The sequence below is a fragment of the Lentzea sp. NPDC054927 genome (assembly GCF_053610285.1).
This window is the reverse complement of sequence record NZ_JBSGXZ010000026.1, coordinates 80,354-104,948: the sequence shown is the minus strand read 5'-3', so window position 1 is coordinate 104,948 and position 24,595 is coordinate 80,354. Positions and strand designations below refer to the sequence as shown.

The following is a 24,595-nucleotide window of genomic DNA, read 5'->3' as shown; positions in this document are numbered from 1 at the left end:
AAGGGGGATGGAACGTGAAGGTGATGAGCACCGGCCTGCTCGTGCTGAGCTTGACCAGCCCGGCTGTGGCACACGCCGCGACTGGTGAGGTCGTGGCGGTGCAGGCCATCAGCCCGGCGAACTCGGTGGGCAAGACCGTCTCGGTCAGCTGCCCGAGCGGGACGAAGGTCGTCGGCACCGGCGGTTCGGTGACCGGGGAACGGACCACGATCACGCGGATGCGGCCGAGCGCGGACCTCACCAGCGTGGAGGTCACGGCGGTCGAGCACGGCGCGGGGACCGTGCAGCCGTGGCTGGTGAAGGTGCGGGCGAACTGCGCGCCCGGCGACGTCACGCTGGTGTCCAAGAGCGACACGAAGAACGTCGAGGCGACCTGCCCCGCCGGTCAGAAGTCGCTCGGCGTCGCGGGGGAGACCGACGGCGTGCACCTGACCAAGCTCGCGCCCAAGAACAACCTCAAGGGCGCGTTGGTCGAGGCACCTGACGACGCGACCGTGACGGCGCACGCGATCTGCGGTACCCGGCCGGGGCTGGTCCTGCGCGGCGGCAGCCCCTCGGTCGTGATGACCAAGACCGCGTCGAAGTCCGTTGCGTGCCAGGGAGACGAGCAGCCCGTCAGCGCCGGTGGTGCGGTCGCCGGCGCGATCATCGACGACGTCGTCCCGGACGGCCCCGGCGCGACCGTCACCGGTGAGGCGACGGACGCGCAGGGCCAGGCCATCCGGTGGTCGATCACGCCCTACGTCGTGTGCTCGCAGTAAATGGCCGCGGATCCACTTCGATGTCGCGCATCCGCGTGACGTAGGTCTGGTAGCACCTCCGAGCCTCGCCATGGCTCCCTGCGGCGGCGAGGACGCGCACCAGCATCAGGTGCGCCGGCTCGTCGTACGGGTCGCGTTCCAGTACGCGCAGGCAGTACCTGCTCGCCAGCGCGTACTCCCCACCGGACTCGGCCCGTGCGGCGAGCACCGCCACCACCTGCAGGTAGATCAACCGGGCTTCCTCGCGCAGGCGGGCCGCCCAGTCCTCGTACGGATCCTCCTCCAGGAAGTCACCGTGGTACGCGGACTCGGCGGCCGCCAGCAGTGACTGCGCCTCCGACGAATTCCGTTGTGCCGCAGCGAGTCCGGCCCGTGCGTCGGCGAGGAACGCGACCACGTCGACGGGCAGCACGTCCGGGTCGAGCCGGATCGCGTCACCCTCGGCGACGATTCCCGTGCCGGCTCTCAACACGCTGCGGGCCGTCGACAACGCCACCGCCAGCCGGTTCGCGACCTTCTCCGGTTCCTCGTCCGGCCACAGCAGGTTTCCCAGGCCCTCCCGGGTGATCGGCCTGCCGCGCCGGGCGATCAGGATCTTCACCAGGTCCCTGGCCTTGCGCGACTGCCAGGCGGCGGGCGGCAGCGGTTCACCGTCGCGCAGCACCCGGAACCCGCCCAGCGTCTGGATGAACAACGCGGGCCTGCTCGCCTTCCGGCACGTCTCGGCCACCGCTGCGGCCGCCTCGGCGAGCACCCGCGCACCGAGGTCCGCGGCCTGTTGCCGGGCCTCCGCGGCGAGTCGCTCGCCCGCGGCACCACCGATCAGCATCGCCTGCGCCGTGCGCACCCTGATCTCACCGAGCGGGTTGCCGATCTCGCGCCACAACGTCAGCGCCTGGTCGAGCAGCACCGGGTCGCGTTCCAGCACTCCCCGCAACCGCAACGCCCGCGCGAACCCGGCCCGGTCACCTCGCCGGGTCGCGATCTCCATCGCCTCCTGGCACAGGCCCTTGTCGTGGTCGAGCCACCCCAGCACGAGCAACGCCGCCACGCTCTCGCCCAGCTCCAACGCCTTGCGGGCGTGCTCCCGCGCCAGGTCGGGGTCGTCGTCGGAGAACAGCTCGGCCAGCCCGACGTGCGCCAGCACCAGGTGCGGCACGGTGTTCTTGGCCGATGCGAGCCGCAACGCCTCGTGCAGCGCGAATCCCGCCAGCGCGCGGTCGCCCCGCAGTCGGTGCACCTCGCCCAGGTAGACCAGCGGTGCCGCCGCGAGCCAGCTGCCCGCCTGGTCGAACACCTGTTGCGCGGCGTGGAAGTCCGCCGCCGCCTCGTCCAACCGGCCCAGCCCGAGCAACGCCTCGCCGCGGTTGTGCAGCCCGATCGCCCGGTACGTGGCGAAACCGGTGACGTCCGCGAGCGGGAGCATCTCCTCGATCTCCTGCAACGCCGCCCGGTGCTCACCCGCCTCCACGTGGTGCGAAGCCCGGTTCGAGCGGATGCGGATGGCACCGAGCACGTCGCCGGCTTTCTGCGCGTGGTCGAGCGCGATGTCGTAGTGCTCGGTCAGCTCGTCGCGTTTCCCTTGCGCCGCAGCGACCATCGCGAGCACGGTGTGCGCGGTGCCGATCGCGCTGTCGTTCGTCGCGGTCTTCAGGGCTTCGTTCGCCTTGTCAGACGCGGCTTCGAGGTTGCCCAACGCCCAGTGCGCGCTGGCAGCCGTGCTCAGCAGCATCGACTCCGCCGTGGGATCGGAACCGTCCGGAACGTATTCATCGCAGATCTGCAAAGCGTCCTGCGGTCCGCCGCGCAAATGCTGGATCCACGCCATGCGCCACGCCAGTTCCGCCGTGAGCCCGTCCTCAGTGGCCTGGGTGAACCGGTCGGCCGCCTGCAACCACTCACCGCGCAACTGATGTGCGACCCCTTCGAGCTGCCACACCTCAGCCGTGCGTTGTTCCTCCGGAACCAGTGCCGTCGCGGTGAGCACGGCGTCCGCGCCACCCGTCCGCAGCACGTCGTCGAGCAGAGCCGTGACTCCGGGCCAATCCTGCAGCGCGGCAAGGGAATCGACCGCGCGCACGTACTCACCGCGTGACGTGAACCAGCGCGCCGCCTCCGCGTGCACGCCGACAGCGGGTTCGAGGAACTCCCGCGCCAACGGCACCAAAGCGAACCAGCCCGGTTCCGCGCGGACGTGTTCGACGAACAGACCGCGCCGGGCGAGGTCGTGCAGAATCGCCGAGGCCTCGGAATGCCCCAGCCGCACCAGAAGATCGGACGTGAATCGATCGAACGCGGCCGCGGCCCTGAGCAGCTCACGCGTCTGTTCCGGTTCCCTGCCCACCACTTCGTCGACCAGATCGCCGAGTTCCTCCACCGTGCCCGTCTCGGCGACCAAACGCACCGCGATCGGCCACCCGCCGGTGACGTCGTGCACGTCGTGACCAGCGACCACAGTGGTCTCCTCGGCCGTGAACGCCAGCTGGGCCGCGTTGATCTCGGTCAGGTCCCCGTCGACCTTCAGCCGCCGCAAGGAGAACGGCGGCAGCGAACGTCCGGAGAGAACCATCCTGGCACTCGGCGGCAGCTGCAGGCAGAGGGCCTCCAGCAGCCGAACGGCCGGATCTCCCGGTCTGAGCACCTGTATGTCGTCCAGGACGACCAGCACGTCCTCTGGCCAGGCGTCGGCCAGCAGCCCCGCGATGGCGTGCGCCCGCCCTGCTTCGTCCTCACCGGACAGTGCCGGGACACTGGTCCAGTTGGCAGACAAGGCGATGGCCATCGGCTGCAACAGCCGATGGCCTTCCTGGCAGGTGTGCCACACGACCGGACGGTCGGTGTCTGCTTGCATCAACAGCGTCGTTTTGCCGTAACCGGCGGGTGCGACGAGAGTCGTGAGCCTCGTCGTGCAGAGCAGCCCCTCTAGCCGGGGCCGCCGGATCACCGTTGTCCTCCCACGACCCAAGATCGTCGCGCACGCCGTTGCGTTACACCAAAGTTTCGACTTTCTTCCTGCGCAATCGGACTACGACCGCCACGGCCAGCAGCACCACGAGGATGCTGTACGCGATCGCCGCGAACGGACTGGTGACCAACGCGCTCAGAGATCCCTCGCTGATCTGCAACGTGCGCCGGACCTGCTCCTCCGCCATCGGCCCGAGGATCAGCCCGACCACCAGCGGCGCGACCGGATATCCGTGCCGCCGCATGAAGAACCCGGCCACACCGATGATCAGCAGCACGATCAGGTCGTCCACCACGAAGTTCACCGCGTAGGTGCCCAGCGCCGCGAACAGCAGGATGCCGGCGTAGAGGTACGGCCGCGGAATCTGCAGCACCTTCACCCACATCTTCACCAGCGGCAGGTTCAGCACGAGCAGCATCACGTTGCCGATGTACAGCGACGCGATCAGCGCCCACACCATCGCCGAGTTGTTGGTGAACAGCAGTGGTCCCGGCTGGATGCCGTAGCTCTGGAACGCCGCCACGATCACCGCGGCCGTCGCCGACGTCGGCAGGCCCAGCGTCAGCAGCGGCACCAGAACACCCGCCGCGGCAGCGTTGTTGGCCGCCTCGGGACCTGCCACGCCCTCGATCGCGCCGTGCCCGAACTCCTCCGGCTTCTTCGAGAGCTTCTTCTCCGCCGCGTAGGACAGGAACGTCGACACGTCCGCGCCACCCGCGGGGACGGTGCCGATCGGGAACCCGATGAACGTGCCGCGCAGCCACGGTTTCCAGGAGCGTGCCCAGAACTCGCGGGTCATCCACTTGCCGCCGACCGGGATCACCTCGATCGGCCCGTGCCGCAGCCGCGACGCCACGTACAGCGCCTCGCCGACCGCGAACACACCGACCGCCACCACGACCACGTCGATGCCGTCGGCCAGCGTCGACACCCCGAGGGTGAACCGCTGCTGGCCCGACAGTGTGTCCGTGCCGATCAGGCCGATGAACAGGCCGAGCCCCAACGACGCGAGCCCGCGCACCGGAGACGACCCGAGCAGTGCCGCCACGGTCGTGAACGCCACCACCATCAGCGCCACGTAGTCGGCCGGACCGAGCGTCACCGCGATGTCCGCGATGGTCGGCGCCAGCAGCGTCAGCAGCACCGTGGCGATCGTGCCCGCCACGAACGACCCGATCGCCGCCGTCGCCAACGCCGCCGCGCCACGTCCGGCGCGCGCCATTTTGTTGCCCTCTAAGGCAGTCACGATCGACGCGGACTCACCCGGCGTGTTGAGCAGGATCGACGTCGTCGATCCGCCGTACATGCCGCCGTAGTAGATGCCCGCGAAGATGATCAGCGCCGCCGTCGGGTCCAGCGTGTAGGTCAACGGCAGCAGCAACGCCACCGTCATCGCCGGTCCGATGCCCGGCAGCACGCCGACGGCCGTGCCGAGCGTGACGCCCAGCAGCGCGTACAGCAGGTAGGCGGGCTGCGCGGCGGTCGCGAAACCCTCCAGCAGAGCGGTGATGCTATCCATCGAGGAACGGCACCCCTTCGAAGATCCCGGCGGGCAGCGAGAGGCCCAGTCCGTACGCGAACACCACCTGCACGACCAGTGCCAGTGCTACCGCGATCGGCAGCGCACGCCACCAGACCGCGCCGAGCGTCCACGCCGCGCCGAAGAACAGCACGGTCGCCGCGACCGGCCAGCCGACCAGGTCGATCAGCACCAGATGGGCGATGAGCACGGCCACCAGCTTGCCCACGGTGACCCAGTCGGTGCGGCTGTCGACGGCGACGTCCTCGCTCTCCTCCGCCTGGCCGAGCTTGCCGCGGGCCGTGGCGATGATCGCCGCCACGCCCGTCGCGACGAGGAGAACCCCTACGGCGTAAGGGAAAGCACGCGGCCCGACCGCGTTGTCCGCACGCGCGGCGATCGTGGTCGCGTCGAGGAGGGTGAAGACCCCGATCGCCGCGACCAGACCGCCGAACACGTACTCCTCGACTTTTGCCGAGACCTTTCCTGAAATCACTTCACGAGCCCGATGTTCTGCAGCGCCGGGCGGATGCGGCCGACCTCCTTGTTCAGGAACGTGGAGAACTCGCTGCCGCTGAGGAACGTGTCGGTCCAGCCCTTCTTGGACAGCTCTTCCTTCCACTGCGGGCTCGCGTGCATGTCGGTGACGAGCTTGGTCAGCCGGTCCTTGGCCTCCGGCGTGATCCCGCCCGGCGCCACGACCCCGCGCCAGTTCGTGAGCTCGACGCCCAGGTTCAGCTCCTTGAAGGTCGGCACCTTCAGCGTCGGGTCCTGGTTGGGCCCGGACGTGCCGAGCGCGCGCAGCTTGCCCGCCTTGATCTGTTCGCGGTACTCGCCGATGCCGGAGATGCCCGCGTCGACCTTCTTGCCCAGCAACGCGGCCAGCGACTCGCCACCGCCCGAGTAGGGCACGTAGTTCAGCTTGTCCGGGGAGATGTCCTTCGCCTTGAGCAGCAGCCCGGCGAGGATGTGGTCGGTGCCGCCGGCCGAGCCGCCGGTGATCGACACGCCCTTGCCCTTCTCCGCGACGGCCGCCAGCAGGTCGTCGACCGACTTGAGCGGCGAGTCGGCGGGCACCACCAGCACCTCGTCCTCGGCGGTCAGCCGGGCGATCGGGGTGGTGTCCTCCAGCCGGGCCGTGGACGCGTTGGTCTCCACCGCGCCGACCATGACCAGGCCGGTGATCATCAGGTACGAGGTGGACCGCTCGTTCGCGAGCTTCTGCAGCCCGACCGTGCCTCCCGCGCCGCCCACGTTGCTGACCTGCACGGATCCGGCGAGCTTCGCCCCGGACACGGCCGCGGACATGGCGCGCGCCGTCTGGTCCCAGCCGCCGCCGGGGTCGGCCGGCGCCATGATCTCCAGCTTGCCGATGGCGTCACCGCCGCCGGAGCTCTTCGCCGCCTGACCGCATCCCGCGAGCACCAGTCCGACCGCGGTCAACGCGACCGCTCGTCTCCAGCCTGCACCCATCGAGCCCACTCCTCAGCTTCGTTGCCGGACGTTGGGCGGGAACGCTAGGTATGACGGCTGCGTAAACGTGTGCATCGGTCGTAAAAGACGTATTGGTCGTTTAGTTCGTGACGCGGTTCACACTGGTTGCGCAAGAATGCACTCCATGTTTCGCCGGTCCCTCTCGCTGGGCGTGTCGCTCCTGGTGTTGCAGGCGGTCATCGTGCTGATGACGACCTGTGCCGCCGGGCTGCTCGCTGCCAAGTTGCAGAGCGACCGCATCCGCGAGGCGTACAAGGACCGGATGCTGTCCGTGGCGGAGAGCGTCGCCCAGCTGCCGACCGTCGTGCAGGCGTTCGACTCACCACAACCGTCGGTGATCATCCAGCCGCTGGCAGAACTGATCCGCAAGGCCTCGCAGGTCACGTACGTCGTGGTCACCGATCGCAACGGCGTCCGGTACGCCCACCCCGATCCCAAACGCATCGGCGAACGCGTCTCCACCGACCCGAGCACGCCGCTGTCCGGTGAGGTGTTCGTCGGCACCGAGACCGGCACGCTCGGCACGTCTCTTCGGGCGAAGGTGCCGGTGCGCGCGGCCGACGGGCGGATCATCGGGATGGCCTCGGTCGGCATCCTGGAGAGCCAGCTGTCCGACGACCTCGCCGAGGACCTGCCGCAGCTGATCGGATGGCTCGCGGCGGCCGCACTGGTCGGGGTGCTCGGCGCGGCACTGGTCACGGAACTGGTCCGGCGCCGCACGTTCCGGCTCGAGCCGGCCGAGATCGCGCAGCTGCTGGAGACCAGGGACGCGATGCTGCACGGCATCCGCGAGGGCGTGGTGGCCGTGGACGACCGCCAGCGGCTGGCGCTGGTCAACGACGAGGCGATGCGGTTGCTCGGCCTCACCGACGACCCCACCGGCCAGCCGGCGGAGGAAGTCCTCGACGACGGGCTGCTGGACCTGGCGCGGTCGGTGGACGACGTGGCGGACCGGCTCGTGCTGGCCGGGGAACGGGTGCTGGTCGCGAACCGCATGACGGCGAAGACACACGACCGTGCCGTCGGTGTCGTGCTGACGTTGCGCGATCGCACCGAGTTGCACGACGCGTTGCGCGAACTGGACGGCCAACGGACCGTCACCGAGGTGCTGCGCGCGCAGGCCCACGAGTTCTCCAACCACCTGCACGTCATCGGTGGGCTGCTGGATCTGGAGCGGCAGTCCGACGCGGTCGCCTACATCGAACGGGTCGGTGGCGCCGGCTCGCTCACCGCGGACATCATCGACGGTGCGAACGCGGACCCGGCGCTGGCGGCGTTGCTGCTGGCCAAGTCCTCCACCGCGCACGAACGCGGCGTGGAGCTGCGGCTGGATCCGGAGAGCTCGGTGGACATCCGCGCGGGCGACGACGCGTTGACCGTGCTGGGCAACCTGCTCGACAACGCGGTGGACGCGGTGGAGACCGGAGGCGTGGTGCGCGTGCTGGTGCGCTCGTCGGTCACGGGAGTGCGGGTCGTGGTGGACGACGACGGTCCAGGTGTGGCTGAGTCACAACGTGGTCGCATCTTCGACCTGGGCGTGAGTTCGAAGGATGTAATGGGAGCGCACGGCCGGGGGATAGGACTCGCATTGGTGTCGAGGGTGGTCACCCGGCGCAGCGGCCGGGTGGCGATCACCGACTCGGAGCTCGGCGGCGCGTCGTTCGACGTGTGGCTGCCGGAAACGGGGAACCGATGAGCGTGCGGACGCTGGTCGTCGACGACGACTTCGCCGTAGCCGCGATCCACCGGGGCTTCCTGGAGGCGATGCCCGAGTTCGAGGTGGTCGGGGAAGCCCACCGCGGCGGCGAGGCGTTGCGTGCCGTGGAGTCGCTGCGGCCGGACCTGGTGTTGCTGGACATCCACCTGCCCGACATGTCCGGGCTCGAGGTGCTGGCCCGGTTGCGCGCCCGCAACGGGCCGCCGGTCGACGTCATCGCGGTCACGGCCGCGCGCGAACGGGAGACCGTGCGGCAGGCCATGTCCAGGGGCGTCGACAACTACCTGGTGAAGCCGTTCACGCGGACGGCGTTCCTGGACCGGATGCGGGAGTACCTGGCCCAGCGCATCGAGGTGCAACGGCTGGGGCAGGTGCTGGACCAGGACGAGGTCGACCAGCTGATGCACCACCGGCCACGTGCTTTGGTGATGCCCAAGGGATTGTCGGCCGTGACGTTGCGGCTGGTGACGGATGCCTTGCGGGACAGCGAAAGCGATCTGTCCGCGCAGGAGGTGGGCGAGCGGGCCGGGATGTCACGCGTGAGCGCGCGCCGTTATCTGGAGCACCTCGTGACGATCGGAAAGGCCGAGGTGCAACCGCGGTACGGCATGGCGAACCGGCCCGCGCACGGTTACCGGCTGACCTGAGCGTCCCAGTCGATGCGGTAGTTCTGGTCCTTGGTGAACGCCTTGGCCCCGAAGGCCTTCATCACGATCGGCATCAGCAACCGGGTCAGGAAGCCCATCTCCCGCTTGTCGCTGTTCGTCCTGGCTGCCCGTGCCGCGATCCGTTCGACCCGAGGGCGCCGCAACCGTTCGTAGGTCGTGAATGCCTCGGTGATGTCCGGGATGTCCCGCAGGCACTGGGCCAGCTGCACCGCCGACTCGGCCGCCAGCGACGCACCCTGGCCGGAACTGGCGCTCGGCGCGTGGGCGGAGTCGCCGACCAGGACCATCCGGTCGCGGTACCAGTGCGGCACGCTCGGCATGATCTCCAGCGGGCCCACGCCGACCAGTTCCCGGCTGTGCGCGAGGAGTTGCTTCGCGGGCATGTCGTCGCCGTAGGCCTCGCGCAGCCGTGCCAGCCAGGTCTCGGACGGCACCGCGTTCACCTCGGCCGGGGTCATCGGCTTGTCGACCGCGAGGTTGTTGAACCAGGCGATGGTGCCGTCGGGCTGTTCCCAGTAGCCGAGGAACGAGCTGCCGAACACGAAGTACATCGTCTCCTGGTCGCCGTGCACACCGCTGTTCTCGGCGTACGAACCGAACCCGAGCAGGCCGACGTACTCCGGTTCGGGCGCGTCCGGATCGATGATCTTGCGGACCGCCGACCGGATGCCGTCGGCGCCGATCAGCACGTCGCCCGACTCGCTGGTGCCGTCGGAGAACGTTGCGGTGACACCGTCCTCGCGGCTTTCGACGTCCACGAGCCGCTTGCCGTACTCGACCTTGACCTGTTGTGCCACCGTCAGCTCGCGCAACCGTTGGTAGAGCTCGGCGCGCGTCACGACACGGCTCAGCTCACCGGTGATGCGGCCCAGCGTGCGCCCTTTGGCGTCGGACATCACCATGTGCCGCAAGGGTTCGCCGAAGTCGGATGCCAGGCCGACGAGCTTCAGCGCCGCCAGTCCGTTGGGTGCCACGGACAACATGCCGCCGACGCCGTCCGCGGTCGTGTCGTAGGCCTCGAAGACCACCGAGTCGATCCCGGCCTTCTGCAGGGCGAGCGCGGTGACCGGTCCCGCGATGCCGCCCCCGATGACTAACGCTTTCATTTGTCCCTCCCGAAAATCTCGTGCCACCGGCGCTGGTAGTCGGCCTGTGACAGTTCCCCCGTGAGCTTCTCGACCAGCCGCAGTTCGGCCTCCAGCACCGAGAGCCGGTAGTCCTCCTCGACGAGGAAGATCCACTCGACCCCGTCGCCGGTGGCCTTGGCGACCATCGCGCGCGTCTCGTCGATGGTCTTGGTGAGCGCCTCGGCGCGGGTGCGGAGCAGTTCCACGGTCTCCGCCGGGTCCAGCACCGAGATCAGTGACAGCGCCACACCGAACTGCGGGTACTCGTGGACCGGGTCGCGGACGAGTTCGCGCATCCAGTCGTACAGCTCGTCACGCCCGGTGTCGGTCAACGCGTAGACCGTGCGTTCAGGCCGTTGGGTGTCCTTGACGGTCTCCTGCTCGGTGACGAAACCGGCCTTCAACAGCTGCTCGAAGACCATGTAGAGCGACCCGCGGTTGTACTTGATGTCGCGGTCCTTGCCCGTCTCCTTGAGCTGTTTGCCCAGCTCATAGGGATGCTGCGGGCCCATCACGAGAAACGCCAGCACAGCCAGGGCCAGCGGGTTCGACACCTTGCGGCGCACTGCGACCTCCTTGGTCGGTATCAACTATCCGATGCTGACTAGTTGATGTCAACTATTTGATTGATTGGTCTATACCTCGTATTGACCGGGATCTGTCCCGGTTCCAGACTTGGTGGTACAGGCCGCCTCCCTGCAAGGAGGTTCGGCATGCGCAGAACCCTCTCCGGAAAGATCTTTCCCCAGCTGGCGGCCCTGGTCACTCTCGCGGGTCTCGTGGTCGTCTCGCTGGTCAGCCCGAACGCGTCCCTGGCCGCAGGTCACGAGGACTGCCGGCCCGACGGCCTGTACCGCACGCCCGGCGTCGACACCCCGTACTGCACCGTCTACGACACCGCCGGTCGCGAGAAGATGGGCGACAAGACCCGCCGCGTGATCGGGTACTTCACCAACTGGCGCACGGGTAAGAACGGCGCGCCCGCGTACCTGGCGAGCAACATCCCGTGGACCAAGGTCACCCACGTCAACTACGCGTTCGCGGGCATCGGCACGGACAACCGGATCTCGGTGGGCCCCGCGGGTGCGAACAACGCCTCGACCGGCATGGAGTGGCCGGGAGTTCCTGGTGCGGAAATGGACCCGGCGTTGTCCTACAAGGGGCACTTCAACCTGCTGACCAAGTACAAGAAGCAATACCCGAACGTCAAAACGCTGATCTCGATCGGCGGCTGGGCCGAGTCGGGCGGGATCTTGAACCCGGACGGCACCCGCACCGCCACGGGTGGCTTCTACAAGCTCGCGCAGTCGCAGGCGTCGATCAACACGTTCGCCGACTCGGTCGTGGCTTTCCTGCGGCAGTACGGGTTCAACGGCGCGGACATCGACTACGAGTACGCGACCTCGAACAACTACGCGGGCAACCCGGACGACTTCTGGATCTCCAACGCCAACCGCGGCACGTTGTGGGCGGGCTACGAGAACCTGATGAAGACGTTGCGCGACAAGCTGGACCGGGCGGGTGCGGCGGACGGCAGGCACTACCTGCTCACGGCCGCGGTGCCGGCCAGCGGCTGGTTGTTGCGCGGCCAGGAGGTCTACGGCGTCACGCGGTACCTCGACTACCTCAACATCATGAGCTACGACCTGCACGGCGCGTGGAACCACTTCGTGGGCCCGAACGCGGCGTTGTACGACAACGGTCAGGACGCCGAACTCGCGCACTGGCAGGTTTACACGACACCGCAGTACGACGGTCAGGGTTATCTCAACACCGACTGGGCCTATCACTACTTCCGCGGCGCGATGCAGGCCGGCCGGATCAACATCGGCGTGGGCTTCTACACCCGCGGCTGGAGAGGCGTCACCGGTGGCACGAACGGCATGTGGGGCCGTGCGGCCCTGCCCAACCAGGCGCAGTGCCCGCCGGGCACCGGTGGCACCGTGGGGTCGACCGTTCCCTGCGGCAACGGGGCGATCGGCATCGACAACCTGTGGCACGACGACCTCAACGGCATGGAGGTGCCGTCGGGCGTGAACCCCATGTGGCACGCCATGAACCTGCAGAACGGCATCACGCCGGACTACCTCACCAAGTACGGCCTCGACCCGGTCAACGACCCCGACGACCGCGTCACCGGCACATACTCGCGCAACTACAACAGCACGATGGTGACCCCGTGGCTGTGGAACAGTTCCAAGGGCGTGTTCCTGTCCACTGAGGACGACGTGTCGATCGCGGCCAAGGCGAGTTACGTCGCGGGCAAAGGCATCGGTGGCGTCATGATCTGGGAACTGGCCGGCGACTACGCCTTCGACAGCACCAAGAACCAGTACTACATCGGCGACACGCTGATCTCGAAGCTCAACGACGGGTTGCGCGGCGCCGCTCCGTACGGCGCGTCCAAGGCCGGCCGCACGATGCCTTCCTCGGTGCTCAACGTCAACGTGAGCGTGTCAGGGTTCGCGTTGGGCGACGCCAACTACCCGATCAACCCGACGATGCGGATCACCAACAACTCCACCACGACGATCCCCGGCGGCACCCGCGTCGAGTTCGACTACGGCACCAGCGCGCCGGGCAGCATGACCGACCAGTCCGGCTTCGGGCTGTCCGTGGCGACCCGTGGCCACAGCGGCCCCAACGCCGGCGGCCTGCGCGGCGATTTCCAGCACGTCGTCGTGACGCTGCCGAGCTGGCAGACCATCGCGCCCAACGCGTCGGTCGACGTCCGGCTGAACTACTACATGCCGATCGCGTCGCCGTCGAACTTCACGTTCACCTTTGGTGGCACCAGTTACGCCATCGCCGCGGATCTGCCGCGCGGTAGTGGCAACCCGCCGACGACCACCTCGACCACGACGTCCACCACCACTTCCACAACGACGACGACCACCACAACCACGACCAACCCAGGCGGAAGTGCCTGGGCTCCCAACACCTTCTACGCCACCGGCGCCCAGGTGACCTACGGCGGTGCGACTTATCGCTGCCGTCAGGCGCACACCTCGCTCACCGGTTGGGAACCGCCGAACGTTCCGGCGCTGTGGGAACGTGTCTGAGGTCGTAGCCCGTCGCAGGGAGCGCCCCCTTGCCGCTGACGCGGGCAAGGGGGCGTCTGTGACCTCGCAAGGGATCAGCAGTTGGCGCTCTTCGTGGAGATGTCGCCGTAGTACTTCACGGCCTTGCCGTGCAGGACCGCCTTGACGTCGTTGCCGTTGAGGCGCTGTTCGTAGTGCAGGTGGGTGTATTTCTGACCACCGCTCTTGCCCACCGTGCCGACCCGCGCGCCGCGGGCGACCTTCTGTCCGTCCTTCACCGCGACCGAACCCAGGTGGGCGTAGTAGGTGGTCCAGCCGCCGCCGTGGTTGATCACGACGTAGTTGCCGTAGCCAGAGGCCGCGTAGCGCACGTCGACGGTGCCGCCGGCGCTGGCGATCACCGGTTTGCCCTTGTCGGAGTCGCCACTGCCCATGTTGAAGTCGATGGCGTACAACGGGTCGTGGTTGGACCGCGTGCCGGCGCGCCAGATCTGGCCGCACCCGAACGGCATCTCGAACGCCGGCCGGGCCATGGCGTCCACAGTGGACTCTTGGGCGGTGGCGGTGGTCGTGAACGCGAGCGGTGCCAGCAGCGCGAGCGCTGCGACGGCCAGGCGACTGATCCTCATGATTGCCCCTCTCCAGGCGAAGATCCCGATGCCTGAAGGCTGGCAGCGGGGCTGGACCGGAACCAGAGAGGGAAATCCCTCACCTGTGGCATGATCGGCCGCATGAGACCTGGGGGCAGGATTCTTGAACCAACGCGGCGATGGGCCCGCGCGTGATGTCCGTCGAGGGGTTCGACGACCCGTCGCTGGTCGGCGTCCGCGCCTGGTACCGGTAGTGGAACTGCGGCGCGCGACGCCAGAGGACGCTCCGGCGGTCGCCAGGATCTGGTACCCCGGCTGGTGCGACGCGCACCTCGGCAACGTGCCGCAGCGGCTCGTCGACCTGCGGCGTGAAGGGACGTTCGAACCGCGGGCGCTGGAGCACGTCGAGCACACCACGGTGGCGACGGTGGACGGTGAAGTCGCCGGGTTCGTGATGGTCGTCGGGGACGAGGTCGAACAGGTCTACGTCTCGGCCGTCCACCGTGGATCCGGTGTCGCGTCAGCACTTCTGGCCGCCGCGGAACAACGGGTGGCGGCGAACGGTCATTCCGTCGCGTGGCTGGCCGTCGTCGCCGGGAACGTGCGGGCGCGCCGGTTCTACGAGCGGCAGGGCTGGACCGACGAGGGCCTGTTCGATCACCGGGCACCGCACCCGGACGGTCCCGTCCCGGTCTCGGCCCACCGCTACACCAAGCCGTGTCGGGTGTGTTAAATCTTGTGGTAGCGCGGTGTTTCCGTGTTTTCATGACGGCATGTCGACCACCGCGCTCCTGAGCTTCACGTTCGTCGCGCTGCTGACCGTGATCACGCCGGGCCTGGAAACCCTGCTGGTGCTCAGGACCGCGCTGCTGGTCGGCCGGCGCGCCGCGATGGGTGTCGTGGTGGGCAGCACGCTGGGGTGCCTGGTGTGGGCGACCGCCGGACTGGCCGGTCTGACGGCGTTGCTGCAGGCGTCCGAACTGGCCTACGACATCGTGCGCTGGCTCGGTGCCGCCTACTTGATCTACTTGGGTGCCAAGGCGCTCTGGAACTCCCGGCGTCCGGCCGAGATCGACGAACCCGCGCCCGTGCCGTCGGTGCGCGCGGCTGTCCGCGTCGGACTGCTGACGAACCTGCTCAACCCGAAGCCGGGCATCTTCTACATCTCGCTGCTGCCGCAGTTCCTGCCCGTCGGACAGCCCGCGTGGGGCGGCGTGCTGGTGGCCATCCACCTCGGCATCGGGCTGCTGTGGTTCCCGATCCTGATCACCGTGGCCGGTCGGGCCCGTGCTTTCCTTTTGCGCCAAAGGACTCTGCTGGACCGCCTGACCGCATCCCTGTTCGTCGCGCTGGGACTGAAGCTGGCGTTCGAAGGGCGTCAGTAGTCCGGTCGGGTGAACATCGGCTACCCCGATCAGAATGCGCAATTTTGCCGATGCGTCCGCATCAGGGCGTGGGTGAGATTGATGGTCCGGCGTCGAGCTCAGCGTCGGACGGGCACCCCCGGTGGGTTGGGTCGGCCACGGTGATGACCGTGATCATCCGGGGGGAATTGATCGCGGGGCGTTGGCTCAGCACACCGGGTGCCCGTGCAGTACGAGTGTTCGACCCGCTGTTTCAGCGTTCGCCGGTGGCGGTGCGGTGCCAGGCCGCGAGCGCCACCCGGTTCGGCAGCCCCAGCTTCGCGCGGATGTTGACCACGTGCCGGTCCGCCGTCCGCGGCGAGATGAACAGCCGGGCCCCGATCTGCTTCGACGTGAGCCCGTCCGCGACCAGCCCGGCGATCGTGAACTCCTGCCTGGTCAGGCCACCCGGCAGTGCTGGTTTGGTCGGCCGCCGCTCGGAGTCCGGCACCGGTTCGAGCGCGAACTCCATCGCCTGTTCCTGGCGCAGGTCGGCACCCAGCGTCGTGATCACCAGATAGTCGTCGCCGAGGGCGCGGCGGACGGTCCGGTCGGCCCGGTCCAGCAGCTTGTGGAACGGGCTCATGCTGCCGAACGAGATCCGCGAGATCCTCTCCTGCGAGCGCAACGCACCGAGCAGACGCGCCGCACGGTCGAAAGCACCCAGGTCGGCACACGTGCAGGCGAGCAACCACAGGCTGTACGAGGGACCCCACGCGTCGCCGAGCTCCAGCTGGATCCGCAAGGCCTCCACCGCCAGCGGATGCACCTGCGCCGGGTCGCCGTGCAGCAGCTCGTAGACGCCGCGGAGCCACAGCACCCAGGCGTGTGACCAGTCCGCGCTGCTGCTTTCCGACAGCCTGTGCAGCCCGGTGATGGCCTTGTCCGCCGCCTCGGCGTCCATCAGGAAGACCGCCGCCATCGTGTGCAGCAGGTCGGTGATGAAGGTGTCGCCCGGCGACGCGAACTGGCGGGACAGCTCGACCACGTGCGCGTACAACGGCACGGAGTCCGCCGAGCCCTCCACGTAGAACAGGTGCGTGGCCTCGACGAACACCAGGTGCACGTCGGACATCGGCAGCCGCGGCAGCGCGCGGGCCTCGTTCATCAGCGGAATCGCCGCCGACATGTCGCCCTGCTGCTGAGCGAGGTAGGCGCAGTGCGCCAGCAGCGACGTCCGCAGTGGAGGTTCCGAGATGACCTTGCCCGCCACCGCGAGCAGGTCGCGGGCCTGGCCGAGCATGCCGGCGAACGAGGTGAACCGGGTCCGCTGCACGTTCATCGCCATGACCGTGCCGATCTCGGCCAGGTCCGGGCTCTCCAGCGCGTACCCGATCGCGGCGCGGATGTTCGGCCACTCCTCGCGCAGCCGCCCCATCCACAGCGCCTCGTCCGGCGAGAACCACGAGCGAGCTGCCTCGTCCACGAACTCGCTGTAGTGCAGCACGTGCCGCCGCAACGGTTCTTCGGGGCTCGCGAGCAGACGCGCGCCGAACTGCGCCACTGTGTACAGCAACCGGTAGCGGGTGCGCCGGGTGACGGGGCTCGTCGTCGCGACCACGATCGACTTGCGGACCAGCGCGGACAACGGCTCCAGCACGCCCGCGCCCACCACCGCCTCGGCCGCGGCCCGGTCGAAGTCCGCGGGGAACACCGACAGCGTCCCCCACAGCTGCCGTTCCTCGTCCGTGCAGTGCCGCGCAGACCACTCGAACGCCCGCTCCAGCGTGGCGTGATGGGCCGGTCCGTGCGTGTCGCCGATCAGCAGCTCGAACCGGCGGTCGAGCTGGTCGAGCACGTCGGTCAGCGACATCTCGGCCAGCCGTGCGGCCGCGAGCTCGATCGCGAGCGGCAGCCCGTCCAACGCCCGGCAGAGCGCCGTGACTTCCGGCAGGTCGGTGGCGGTCAGCATCGCGCCCGCCGCGTCCGCCCGCTCCAGGAACAGCTCCACGGCGTCGTCGTCCACGGCGAGCGGCGGCACCCGCAGCAGGTGCTCGCCGTAGACACCGAGCTGTTCCCTCGAGGTCGTGAGGATCGTCAGTCCCTCACAGTCCCGCAGCAGGTGGTGCGCGAGGTGCCGCACCGCCTCCAGCAGGTGCTCGCAGTTGTCCAGCACGAGCAGCAAGTGCTTGTCGTGCAACGACTCCACCAGCCGGCCGAGCCCGGCGTCCGGCGAGTTGTCGATGATCCGCAGTTCGGCGGCGACCGTGCGCGCGAGCAACGCGGGATCCTTCAGATCCGCGAGCCGCACCTCCCAGACCCCGTGCTGGAACGCCCCGGCGCGGGTCATCGCGCGCCCGGTCTCCACGGCGATGCGTGTCTTGCCCACTCCACCGGCACCGACCAGGGTGACCAGCCGGGCCTTGCCGAGGAGAGCCTCGGTCTCGGCGAGCACGGCCCGGCGGCCGATGAACGTCGTGGTCTGAGCAGGCAGATTGCCCCGCACGGTCATCGGCGCATCTTCGCTCAGTGACGCTCTGGTGTGACGATGAGGATCACCTCACCACCCTTTCGGACTAGCGGCGTCACTCGAAACGTTGCCGCAGGAACGTTTCGAGCCGCGCCATCAGCCGGTTCGACCGTGCGTGGTCGCGCGGTCACGAGTCCTGATGATCATCTTGGTCGCCAGCCGCAGTCCCTGGCGCGCGTTGAGGTGCGGCAGGTACGCGCGGCTCACCGCGTTCGCGATGCGGGGCAGTGCCGCCGAGTCCGGGTACGCCATGAACATCGGCTTGTACGCGGGCTGGAACTTCGCCTTGAACGCGAACAGCGAGCGGAACCCGTACACCGGCTCCAGCACCTGCCCGGTGAAGTCCAGGACCCGCTGCAGCGCCCGCGGCCGTTCGCCGCGGTCCAACCGGGCCAGTGGTGCTCCCGACAGGCTCAGGAACCGTGCTCCCTCGGCCTGAAGTTGTTGTGCCGCAGAGGCGATCAGGAACTCCATGGAGCCGCGGAAGCCGTGCGTCCTGCGGCGCATGAAGTCGAGCGTCCACCCGACGATCTCGCCGTCGGCGTACACCGGCAGCCAGCTCGTGATGCCGTGCACGGTGCGATCGGCGTCGATCGCGAGCAGGCACCGCACGCCTTCGCCGGTCAGCTCCTCCAGTCCGCCCAGCGTGAAACCCATCTCCGGCAGGCCCTTGTCCGCCACCCACTCCGCCGAGATCGACCGGATCTGGTCGGTGATCGCGTACGGCGCGTCGGCGTACGTGCACCACTCGGCGGTGATGCCCGCCTTGCCGGCCTTGTTCAGCGCCGTGCGCACGTCCTGCCACTTCTTGCCGGTGAAGCTCAGCGTGTCCAGCTCGATCACGGTGTCCTCGGCGACCTGCACCGCCGACCACCCGATGCTCTCCACCGCGTCCCTGGTCTCGCCGTCCACGCTGTAGAGACACGGTGTCCAGCCGTTCTGCGCGCAGAACTCCGCGAATCCGCGCACGGCGTCCACCCGCGCGGGACCGATCGGATCACCGACGGTCAGTGCGATCGTCGCCACCACCCGGTACGCGATGGCCGTCTCGCCGTCCGGCGTGAACCAGTACTGGTTGCCGCGCCACGTCGTCATGTACGACAGCGACGAACCGCCGTAGCGCCGCATCAGCTCACGAGCTTGCGCCGCCTCCTTCTCACACGACGTCGGCCACGTGCGCCACGACGCCATCAGCAGACCCGCCAGCACGATCAGCCAGAACACCACGCCCGTGTACTCGAACAACAGCGTGCCGATGAACCCCTTCGCGGAGAACTGCAGCGGCACCAGGTCGAGGTAGCCCGGCGGCAGGAACCGCGTCGGCAGGTCGGCGAGCAGCTCCGCGAAACCCGGCTCCGGCGTGAACTGGTCGCGGACCAGGTACCCGCCGAAGACGTACAGCGTGGACAGCAACGCGACACTGCCCGCCGTGAACCGCCAGAACTTCATGACGGCACGCCGAGGCAGACGCACAGCGAAGTGCTTGCGCGTCAACAACAGCACGACCGTGATCGCGAGCGGCGCCAGCATCGGGACGCCGAACGAGACCGCGAGCTCCAGCGCACTGCCGTCCGGAAAACGCGCGACGTAGACGATGTACGAGCCGATGAACGCCGCGAACGCCACGTTGAACACCAGTGCCGCCCGCCACGCGAACCGACGGCCGCGCCGCAGCCCTTCCGCCAGCACGAGCAGCAGCAACGCCGGCAGCACCGACATCACGAGCGCGGGGAACCGGCCGTACGACAGCTGAACGGCCATCGTCCGGCACAGCTCGACCATGTCCGAGCCGCACACCGCGTCGACGTCCTCCTGCGACGGTTGCGCGACCGCCACGACGTCCGCGAACCACCACAGCGGGCCGTTCGGGTACGGCGACATCATCGACACCACCGGCCCGAGCGCCGACGCCGCGAGCAGCAGCGCCACCAGCACGCGCGTTTCCTGGAACGAGCGAGGCTTGTGCTCGGCCCCGCCCTTCAGGAACAAAGCCCCGATCAGCAACCCGGCCACGCCACCGGACAGTCGGAGCAGGTCTTCAAGCCAACCCGAGTACAGCGTAAGCACCAGCACCGACAAGATCATCAACAGCCGGACGCGACGCCTCCACAGCGGCGGCATCCGGAACGTCAGCGCGAGCGCCAGCCCGACCCCGCCGATCGACGGCCCCGCCGCGACCTCGCCCACCAGCGACTCGAGCCATCCCCAGTGCACGTCCCGCCCGATCAGCACCACGCCGAGCCCCAGGAACGAGCCGATCACGTGCGAGGACAGGAAGATCGCCGCCGTGCGCAGCGCGCCGAACGAGCGCTCCGCCAGCGGCCCGACGACGAGCAGCAGCACGGTGGTCGCCACGTAGCCCAGCAGGTCCATCGACCACAGCGCAGAGCTGAACACCGTCCACGGCGGGCTCTCGGTGCCGAACCCGACGTGGTCGAGCAACCCCTCGCTCGACACCCCGATCGCGCCGGTCAGCGCCCCGACGGTCCAGAACGCGATGAGGAACGCGCAGGTCAGGGGAGCGGTGCGGAACAGTCTCGCGATCATCTGCCCAGCCCCGTCCGCTGTGCGAGCCACGGCAGCGAGTCGTAGAAGCCCGGCCGCCACACGTGCCAGTCGTGCGCTCCGGGAAGTTCCTTCCACAGCACGTCCATTCCGGCCCTGCGACAGGCCTCGAGCACTTCGAGCGCGGCCGGGTGGTAGGTCGCGTCGTTCTTGCCCGCGACGATCACGCCCGCCGTCTTGGGGAACTTCTCGCGGGCGAGGACGTCCAGCGGGTTCACTCGCTTGAACGCCGCCTCGTCGCCGTCGAACGCAGCCTTGACCGTGTCCGCTCGCGTGCCCAGCGTGGGTTCGCGCTGTCCGCTGAGGTCGATGAAGTTGCCGTACACGTCCGGCGCGCGCACAGCGAGTTGCAGAGCGCACGTGCCGCCTTGGGAGAGACCCGCGATGGTCCAGGATTCGCGGCGTTCGTCGACCGTCAGGCGGTGCTTGATCCACGCGGGAACGTCGCGCCCGAGGTAGGTCTCGGACTTGCCCAGCTTGGAGTCGAGGCACAGCGGGTTCGCGGTCATCGAACCGAGCTGGTCGACCACCACGACGATCGGCGCGAGGCCGTCGTGCTGGCGCGCGAACGCGTCCATGTTCTCGGTCAGCCGGCCGCCGTCGAACCAGTCGCGCGGCAGGCTGGGCTGCCCTGCCATCAGCACGATGACGGGGAGCTTCGGACGAGGCTTCGCGGTGTAGGCCGGCGGCAGGTAGATCCACGCCGGTCGCGCCGTCATCGCACCGGGGATCTCCGCCTCCGAGACCGTGCCCCTGTCCGGCAGGTCCGAGGGTTTGCGCCACACGTCGACCAGCTTCTGGCCGGACGGCACCTCGATCACGTCAGACGACGGCTTGGCCACCTCGTCGAGGTTGACCCGGTCATTCCTGAAGACGTCGAGCACGGCGCGTGCGGTGGGGTAGAGGCCGAAGTACGCGTTCGTCGCGGTGATCGCGGAGGTCACCACCCCCAGCGCCAGGAGCACGCCGAACACCCGGCCGATCCACCGGCCCGAACGCAGCCGCACGGCCGCCAGGGTCAGCGCGACCAGGGCCGCGCCCAGCCACACCATCAGAACGACCGGCAGTGGCTCCGGCCAGGGGTTCCACACCTCGTTGATCAGCAACGTCAGCCCGGTCACGAACAGTGCGCACGCCAGCACGACGATCGGCAGCACGCGGACCCACCAGGTCCGGTTCGTCCGGATGGCCAGGTACGTGAGGGCGAGTGCGGCCGCGACCGTGGCGGCCGTCGGGATCGGCCCACGTATCAGGGACAGATCCAACGGGCTGAGCATGGCTCGTATTCTTCAGCAGCTCTTCAGGTATCCACATCGGAGGTTCGTCTGAGTTCAGAGCTGTGAACATCAGCCTTAAGAATGACAACCCGTCAGTCGGTCGACGCGTCCCGCCACGCGTTCGTGAGCACCCGCACCGCGTCAGGGTGCTCGGCGATCTCCGCAGCACGGGACAAATCGGACTCCGCCATCCCGAGTTCCCGCAACGAAGTGGCCGCACCGAAGCGTACGGCCGTGTCGTGGACCTGTTTGGCCAGGTCGGTGGGTGCCGTGTGGGAAAGGAGTGCCGTGTGTGTGGCGGCGTGCGGTAGTCCGAACGAACCGCCCAAAACGTGCGCGAGCTTGTGGTGCAGTCCCATGGGGACGGACGCGAGGCAGGTCCCGGCGAGCCACGCCGAGGACAGCAGTGCGGTCCGCGCCTCCACAGTGGACGGATTTCCGCCCAAAGCAGGCAAAATGCCGTCGATCGCCTTGGTCGCGATGGCGTCGATCAGCGGGTTCTCGCTGCCTCGCGCGGCGACGGCGTGCGCGAGGGCGTTCAGCGCGCTGGTCACCGTCACGTCGATCGGCAGGTCCAGCGTGAGATCGACGTCGTAGATCACCGTGTCCGGCTGGATCGCCGGGTCACGCCGTGTCTTCTTCAGTCCCGAAGCCGTCTCCCCGAGCACTGGAGTGACCTCGGAGCCCGCGTAAGTCGTCGGAATGATGATCTGAGGCACGCCGGCGCGCACCGAGAGCGCCTTGGACAACCCCGTGCTCGATCCGCCGCCCACTGACACCACGCAGTCCGCGCTGTGTTCTCGCAACAGCGCCAGCGCGCGCTCCGTGACCTCGACCGGCGTGTGCATCGCCGCGCCGGTGAACCGTGCCGCGAGCAACGGGCCGAGTTCGGCGGCCACCTTGTCCCCGCCGTGCCGGGCGATCAGCAGGACCCGTGCCGCGCCCAGCCGTTCGGCCTCGGCGCGCACGGTGGCAGCGGTGCCGCGGCCGAAGACGACGCGGGTGCGCGCGGGTTCGAAGGTGAAGCTCACGAAGGTCGAATATTCGCCACCGGACGTAGCGGGCGCAACCGCTGAGGATCAAGCCTTTCGGCTCTGACGAGTGATCTCGTCACTCCATAGCGTGAATCTTCATGAAGCGTGTTCGTGTTGTAGTGGCGTTAGCGGGGGCCCTGACCCTGCTGCCACTCCCTGCCACAGCGGCGACACCGGCATTCACCCTGTCCGGCGGCGTGTCCGCACCGATCCACTCGATGGCCGACGCGGTCCGCGAGACCGTCTACGTCGACTCGGGTCTCGATCTCGACGGCGACGGCACCCGCGACCGGGTGGCCGCCGACATCATCAGGCCGTCCACGACCGGGCGCGTGCCCGTGATCATGGACGCCAGCCCCTACTACCAGAGCGCGGGCCGCGGCAACGAGAGCGAGGTCAAGACCTACGACTCCGCCGGCGTCCCGGTGAAGTTCCCGCTCTTCTACGACAACTACTTCGTGCCGCGCGGCTACGCCGTCGTGCTGGTCGACTTCCTCGGCACGAACCGGTCGCGTGGCTGCGTCGACGTCGGTGGTCAGTCGGAGATCGCGTCCGGCACCGCCGTGATCGACTGGCTGAACGGCCGGCGCACCGGCTACAGCTCCCTGACCGGCACCGCGACCAAGACGGCCTCGTGGTCGACGGGTGCCGTGGGCATGATCGGCAAGTCGTGGGACGGCTCGATCGCGAACGGCGTCGCGTCGACCGGGATCGACGGGCTGAAGACCATCGTGCCGATCGCGGCCATCAGCTCCTGGTACGACTGGTTCCGCTCGGACGGCGTCTCGTTCACCGGCTACGGCACGCCGACCAGCCTGGGGTCGAACTTCGAGAACACCAACGCGCGCTCACGGTGTGGTGCCGTGCGCACGCAGATGACGAACGGCGCACCTTCCAACGGCGACTACACAGCGATGTGGCAGGCACGTGACTTCGTGCGCAACGCCTCGCGCGTGAAGGCGTCCATCTTCGCGATTCACGGACTGAACGACCTGAACGTGAAGACGCTGCAGTACGGCCAGTTCTGGGACGCGGTGCCGGCATCGGTGCCGAAGAAGCTGTGGTTCTCGCAGACCGCGCACGTCGACCCGTTCGACTTCCGGCGGGCTGAGTGGGTCTCGACGCTGCACCGGTGGTTCGACCGCTGGCTGCTGAACGTGCCCAACGGGATCGAGAACGAACCGCAGGTGTCCTCGGAACGCGCGCCGAACCAGTGGGCGGATGACCCGACGTGGCCTCCGGCAGGCACCGTCAGCACCGTGCTGCGTCCTTCTTCTTCGGGCCTCGGCACGGCAGCGGGCACAGGCACGGCGGCGTTCACCGACAACGGCAGCGGCACGCCGACGAACTGGCTCTCCGGTTCGAACACCGGCAGGGCGATCTACTCGACCGCACCGCTGACCTCGGACCTGCGCGTCGCGGGCACGTCGTCGATCACGGTGGGCGTCTCGTCGTCGACGCCGACCGCGCACCTCACGGCGTACCTCGTCGACTACGGCCCGGCTCAGGTGCGGACCGGCGAGGGCATCCGGACCCTGACCACGGAGTCGTGCTGGGGAGAGAACCGCACGGGCGATGACGCCTGTTACCGCAACACGGAGGCAACGACGGGCAACGTCGACGCGCAGATCATCGCGCGCGGGTGGGCAGACCTCGCGAACTACGCGTCGCTGTCGGCTCCGCGCACGATCACGCCGGGAACCAAGTACCGCATGACGTTCCGACTGTCCACAACGGACCACGTCATCCCGGCGGGACACCGGCTGGGCCTGCTGATCGCCGGTACCGACTCGAGCGCGACAGCGCGCCCGAGCCAGCTGCCCAGGCTGACCTACGACCTGGCGGACACGTCGGTGCGCGTCCCGTTGCGGGGCTCGGTGCCGTCGGCATCGGCGGTCCCGCTGGTCGCCAACAGCGTTTCCGCTGGTACGAAGAGCGATTTGGGCTAGTCGCGAAGACTGTCG

The 24,595-nt window shown here is 68.6% G+C and carries 18 protein-coding genes; 7 read left to right on the top strand and 11 right to left on the bottom strand.

Annotated elements, in window-relative coordinates; all coding sequences use genetic code 11:
* Nucleotides 1–23 precede the first annotated feature (23 nt).
* Nucleotides 24–761: a hypothetical protein gene (locus ACWGE0_RS28870; RefSeq protein ID WP_452264034.1), complete on the top strand. Its 738-nt coding sequence runs from the start codon at nucleotides 24–26 to the stop codon at nucleotides 759–761.
* On the opposite strand, the gene ACWGE0_RS28865 is transcribed toward ACWGE0_RS28870, so the two are convergent.
* The 4 genes from ACWGE0_RS28865 to ACWGE0_RS28850 form a co-directional block, all read right to left on the bottom strand.
* On the bottom strand, nucleotides 733–3,612 hold the full coding sequence (locus ACWGE0_RS28865; RefSeq protein ID WP_452264033.1) for a BTAD domain-containing putative transcriptional regulator: 2,880 nt from the start codon (nucleotides 3,610–3,612) through the stop codon (nucleotides 733–735). The two genes, ACWGE0_RS28870 and ACWGE0_RS28865, sit on opposite strands and share 29 nt — an antisense overlap.
* A 136-nt stretch (nucleotides 3,613–3,748) precedes the next feature.
* On the bottom strand, nucleotides 3,749–5,245 hold the full coding sequence (locus ACWGE0_RS28860; protein ID WP_452264032.1) for a tripartite tricarboxylate transporter permease: 1,497 nt from the start codon (nucleotides 5,243–5,245) through the stop codon (nucleotides 3,749–3,751).
* Nucleotides 5,238–5,741: a tripartite tricarboxylate transporter TctB family protein gene (locus ACWGE0_RS28855; RefSeq protein WP_452264031.1), complete on the bottom strand. Its 504-nt coding sequence runs from the start codon at nucleotides 5,739–5,741 to the stop codon at nucleotides 5,238–5,240. The genes ACWGE0_RS28860 and ACWGE0_RS28855 overlap by 8 nt, the downstream gene beginning before the upstream one ends.
* Nucleotides 5,738–6,718 (bottom strand): Bug family tripartite tricarboxylate transporter substrate binding protein, encoded by a 981-nt coding sequence (locus tag ACWGE0_RS28850; RefSeq protein ID WP_452264030.1) that lies wholly within the window; start codon nucleotides 6,716–6,718, stop codon nucleotides 5,738–5,740. Before ACWGE0_RS28850 ends, ACWGE0_RS28855 begins: the two co-directional genes overlap by 4 nt.
* Nucleotides 6,719–6,863: 145 nt before the next feature.
* On the opposite strand from ACWGE0_RS28850, the gene ACWGE0_RS28845 reads away from it, so the two are divergent.
* Nucleotides 6,864–8,435: an ATP-binding protein gene (locus ACWGE0_RS28845; protein ID WP_452264029.1), complete on the top strand. Its 1,572-nt coding sequence runs from the start codon at nucleotides 6,864–6,866 to the stop codon at nucleotides 8,433–8,435.
* Complete coding sequence (locus ACWGE0_RS28840) at nucleotides 8,432–9,103, top strand: response regulator (protein ID WP_452264028.1); 672 nt, start codon at nucleotides 8,432–8,434, stop codon at nucleotides 9,101–9,103. The genes ACWGE0_RS28845 and ACWGE0_RS28840 overlap by 4 nt, the downstream gene beginning before the upstream one ends.
* Here the strand turns inward: ACWGE0_RS28840 and ACWGE0_RS28835 are convergent.
* The gene (locus ACWGE0_RS28835) at nucleotides 9,088–10,230 is read right to left on the bottom strand and encodes an FAD-dependent oxidoreductase (RefSeq protein ID WP_452264027.1); all 1,143 of its coding nucleotides are present in this window, start codon (nucleotides 10,228–10,230) and stop codon (nucleotides 9,088–9,090) included. The genes ACWGE0_RS28840 and ACWGE0_RS28835 overlap by 16 nt on opposite strands.
* Nucleotides 10,227–10,817: a PadR family transcriptional regulator gene (locus ACWGE0_RS28830; protein ID WP_452264026.1), complete on the bottom strand. Its 591-nt coding sequence runs from the start codon at nucleotides 10,815–10,817 to the stop codon at nucleotides 10,227–10,229. Before ACWGE0_RS28830 ends, ACWGE0_RS28835 begins: the two co-directional genes overlap by 4 nt.
* A 147-nt stretch (nucleotides 10,818–10,964) precedes the next feature.
* On the opposite strand from ACWGE0_RS28830, the gene ACWGE0_RS28825 reads away from it, so the two are divergent.
* The gene (locus ACWGE0_RS28825; protein ID WP_452264025.1) at nucleotides 10,965–13,313 is read left to right on the top strand and encodes a chitinase C-terminal domain-containing protein; all 2,349 of its coding nucleotides are present in this window, start codon (nucleotides 10,965–10,967) and stop codon (nucleotides 13,311–13,313) included.
* 74 nt (nucleotides 13,314–13,387) lie between these two features.
* Here the strand turns inward: ACWGE0_RS28825 and ACWGE0_RS28820 are convergent, their stop codons facing one another.
* Nucleotides 13,388–13,921, bottom strand: coding sequence for a M23 family metallopeptidase (locus ACWGE0_RS28820; RefSeq protein ID WP_452264024.1), 534 nt, complete (start codon nucleotides 13,919–13,921; stop codon nucleotides 13,388–13,390).
* Nucleotides 13,922–14,135: 214 nt separating this feature from the next.
* On the opposite strand from ACWGE0_RS28820, the gene ACWGE0_RS28815 reads away from it, so the two are divergent.
* Nucleotides 14,136–14,615, top strand: a complete 480-nt coding sequence (locus ACWGE0_RS28815; protein WP_452264023.1) for an N-acetyltransferase family protein — start codon at nucleotides 14,136–14,138, stop codon at nucleotides 14,613–14,615.
* Between the two features lie 40 nt (nucleotides 14,616–14,655).
* A complete protein-coding gene (locus ACWGE0_RS28810) occupies nucleotides 14,656–15,267 on the top strand; it encodes a LysE family translocator (protein WP_452264022.1) in 612 nt (203 codons plus the stop codon).
* Nucleotides 15,268–15,499: 232 nt separating this feature from the next.
* Here the strand turns inward: ACWGE0_RS28810 and ACWGE0_RS28805 are convergent, their stop codons facing one another.
* From ACWGE0_RS28805 to ACWGE0_RS28790, 4 genes are all read right to left on the bottom strand, one after another.
* Complete coding sequence (locus tag ACWGE0_RS28805) at nucleotides 15,500–17,737, bottom strand: ATP-binding protein (protein ID WP_452264021.1); 2,238 nt, start codon at nucleotides 17,735–17,737, stop codon at nucleotides 15,500–15,502.
* Nucleotides 17,738–17,851: 114 nt separating this feature from the next.
* On the bottom strand, nucleotides 17,852–20,302 hold the full coding sequence (locus ACWGE0_RS28800; RefSeq protein ID WP_452264020.1) for a bifunctional lysylphosphatidylglycerol flippase/synthetase MprF: 2,451 nt from the start codon (nucleotides 20,300–20,302) through the stop codon (nucleotides 17,852–17,854).
* Nucleotides 20,299–21,597, bottom strand: coding sequence for an alpha/beta hydrolase (locus tag ACWGE0_RS28795; protein WP_452264019.1), 1,299 nt, complete (start codon nucleotides 21,595–21,597; stop codon nucleotides 20,299–20,301). The genes ACWGE0_RS28800 and ACWGE0_RS28795 overlap by 4 nt, the downstream gene beginning before the upstream one ends.
* A gap of 92 nt (nucleotides 21,598–21,689) precedes the next feature.
* A complete protein-coding gene (locus ACWGE0_RS28790) occupies nucleotides 21,690–22,628 on the bottom strand; it encodes a maleylacetate reductase (RefSeq protein ID WP_452264018.1) in 939 nt (312 codons plus the stop codon).
* Between the two features lie 101 nt (nucleotides 22,629–22,729).
* Here ACWGE0_RS28790 and ACWGE0_RS28785 point away from each other — a divergent pair, with 101 nt between their 5' ends.
* Entirely contained in the window at nucleotides 22,730–24,580 is a 1,851-nt protein-coding gene (locus ACWGE0_RS28785; protein ID WP_452264017.1) for a Xaa-Pro dipeptidyl-peptidase, read from the top strand.
* The last annotated feature ends 15 nt before the right edge of the window (nucleotides 24,581–24,595 follow it).